Consider the following 2,933-nt stretch of genomic DNA (forward strand, 5'->3'; position numbering starts at 1 on the left):
CCCCCCCCCGGGGGGGGGGGCGCCCGCCGGGGCCGCCCGCCCCTTCCGCACGTCCCGGGTCGGCCTCCGCACCTCCCGGGACGCTCGCGTCACGTCCCGAGCGAGCGCAGGTCCTGGGCGTAGGTGCCCACCGCGTGCGCGATGACGTCGAGGTTGGTGTCGAAGGCCTTGAGGTCGATGTTCTTCAGGTCGTCGCCCGCCCCGTGGTAGTTCGGGTCGTACGCGGTGCCGGCCGTGCCGCCGTACCGCCTGGCTTGCTCCGCGGTCTTGACGCCCTCGGCTCCCGTGAAGGTGCCGCCGGCCGGGATGCCGTTGGCGATGAACGGGCCGTAGTCGGAGCGGCCGTCGAAGTCGGTGCCCTCGTGCGGCTTGCCCTTCCGGTCGAGGAAGCCGTTGATCAGCGCCTCGATCTGCGCCGATCCGGCCGGGCCGGGGCCGGCGCCCTGCTTGTCGGAGTCGTCGCCGTCGTAGACGAACTGCACCGGGTTCGGCGAGGCGATCATGTCGAAGTTCAGGTAGAGCGCGATGTCCTTCTTCTGCTGCTCGGACAGCTGCGCCACGTAGTGCCGGGAGCCGAGCAGGCCCAGTTCCTCCGCCGACCACCAGGCGAAGCGGACCTTGTGCGCGGGCTGCCTGCCCTTGCCGCGGGTCTCCTCGGCCAGCTTCAGGGCGACCTCCAGCAGGCCGGCCGAGCCGGAGCCGTTGTCGTTGATGCCCGGGCCTTCCTTGACCGAGTCCAGGTGGGCGCCGACGGTGACGATGCGGTCGGCGCGGCCGCCGCGGGTCTCGGCGATCACGTTGCGGGTGGTCTTCCTGAGGTGCTCCTGGTCCACCTCCAGGCGGACGCTGACCTCGCCCCGGCCCGCGGCCTCGGTCAGCGCCTGGCCGTCGGCGAGGGTGATGCCGGCGCTCGGGATGGTCCCTTCGGTGGGCGAGGAGAAGGAGCCGTGCACGGGAGTGGTGCCGCTGTGGTTGTAGACGATCAGGCCGATCGCGCCGGCCGCGGCGGCGGCCCGCTGCTTCTCGAAGAAGGTGCAGCTGCCCCGCTTGACCAGGGCGATCTTCCCGTTGAAGGCTCCGGCCGGGTAGTCGTCGGCGTCGCAGCCCGGGGTCTCGTCGACGCGGGCGAGGGCGAGGGGGGCGGTCAGGCCGCCGGCCGGGGTGGAGGGGGTGAGGCTGAAGGCGGCGGTGGTCAGCTCGCGCGGCTCCGCGCCGAGGACGGTGGTCTTCTCCGTCTTCGTGCGCGCCTCGTAGATGTCGAAGTCCTGGTAGGAGACCTGGTAGCCGGCCTTCTTCAGGGTGTCGTGGACGTAGGCGGCGGAGGCGGCGTGGCCGGGCGTGCCGGCGGCGCGGTTGCCGCCGTTGGCATCGGCGATCTGCTGGAACCTGGCCAGGTGGCGGTGGGCGCCGCGGGCGGTGACCTCCTCCACCAGCTCTTTGGCGAGGCGGCCGTCGTGCGGGCGGGCTGCCGCCGGGGCGGCGGCCAGCAGGACGGGTGCGGCGACGGCGGCGGCCGCGAGGGCGGCGAGGGCCGGTATCGACCGGCGGTGGCGGATGACGCGCACGGTGGTTCCCCCAGTTCGAAGTGCGGAATGCGTGTCCGTATATCGGGCACGACAGACCGCACCGTAACCGGCCGCCATTCGACAAATGGGGCGTTCCGGGATGTCGCAACACGGCCGCCACGGATTCGTCACACGGGTTCACAACCGGAACCTCGTCCGCTCCTCGGACAATGGATTGGACAAGCCTCGTGGGGTCGAACGCATGATGGCTTCACGCGCCCGCGTCGTACGCACCAAAAGGAGTCACCGTGAGGGTTGGAATCGTCGGAGCCACCGGCCAGGTCGGCGGAGTCATGCGCAGCATCCTCGCCGAGCGCAAGTTCCCGGTGGAGGAGCTGCGGCTGTTCGCCTCGGCCCGCTCCGCGGGCTCCACCCTGGAGTGGGAGGGCCGCGAGATCACCATCGAGGACGCCGCCACGGCCGACTACACCGGCCTGGACATCGTGCTGTTCTCCGCGGGCGGCGCCACCTCCAAGGCCCTCGCCGAGAAGGTCGCCTCGCAGGGCGCCGTCGTGATCGACAACTCCTCCGCCTGGCGCCGCGACCCCGAGGTCCCGCTCGTGGTCTCCGAGGTCAACGCCCACGCGATCAAGAACCGCCCCAAGGGCATCATCGCCAACCCGAACTGCACCACCATGGCCGCCATGCCCGTGCTGCGCCCGCTGCACGAGGAGGCCGGGCTGGTCTCCATGATCGCCACCACCTACCAGGCCGTCTCCGGCTCCGGCCTGGCCGGCGTCGCCGAGCTGCGCACCCAGGCCTGCGCGGTCGCCGAGCAGGCCGACCAGCTCGCCTTCGACGGCGAGGCCGTGGAGTTCCCCGAGCCGGGCGTCTACAAGCGCCCGATCGCCTTCAACGTGCTGCCGCTGGCGGGCTCGATCGTGGAGGACGGCTCCTTCGAGACCGACGAGGAGCAGAAGCTCCGCAACGAGTCCCGCAAGATCCTGGAGATCCCGGAGCTCAAGGTCTCCGGCACCTGCGTGCGCGTCCCGGTCTTCTCCGGCCACTCGCTCCAGGTCAACGCCCGCTTCGCCCGCCCGATCAGCGTGGAGCGCGCCTACGAGCTGCTGAAGGACGCCCCCGGCGTCGAGCTGTCGGAGATCCCGACCCCGCTGCAGGCCGCCGGCAAGGACGCCTCGTACGTGGGGCGCATCCGCGTGGACGAGACCGTCGAGCACGGTCTGGCGCTCTTCCTGTCGAACGACAACCTCCGCAAGGGCGCTGCCCTGAACGCGGTCCAGATCGCCGAGCTCGTCGCCGAGGAGCTCGGCCGGGCATGAACCGCCCCGGCCCCGGGGCGGACCGCCGGGTCCGCCCCCGGGCGGACCCGCGCACGACCGCCTGACGGTCACCCCACGACCGGGAATC

2 protein-coding genes are annotated in these 2,933 nt (G+C 72.0%); one reads left to right on the top strand and one right to left on the bottom strand.

What is annotated here, in order from left to right:
• Nucleotides 1-89 precede the first annotated feature (89 nt).
• On the bottom strand, nucleotides 90-1,565 hold the full coding sequence (locus tag ACFVGY_RS27700; protein ID WP_385681883.1) for a M28 family metallopeptidase: 1,476 nt from the start codon (nucleotides 1,563-1,565) through the stop codon (nucleotides 90-92).
• A gap of 248 nt (nucleotides 1,566-1,813) precedes the next feature.
• On the opposite strand from ACFVGY_RS27700, the gene ACFVGY_RS27705 reads away from it, so the two are divergent.
• Nucleotides 1,814-2,845 carry an aspartate-semialdehyde dehydrogenase gene (locus tag ACFVGY_RS27705; protein WP_385681885.1) on the top strand — a complete coding sequence of 344 codons (1,032 nt, stop codon included), beginning with the start codon at nucleotides 1,814-1,816 and terminating at the stop codon, nucleotides 2,843-2,845.
• Nucleotides 2,846-2,933: the final 88 nt, after the last annotated feature.

The organism is Streptomyces sp. NPDC127106, assembly GCF_042677605.1.
GTDB lineage: Bacteria > Actinomycetota > Actinomycetes > Streptomycetales > Streptomycetaceae > Streptomyces.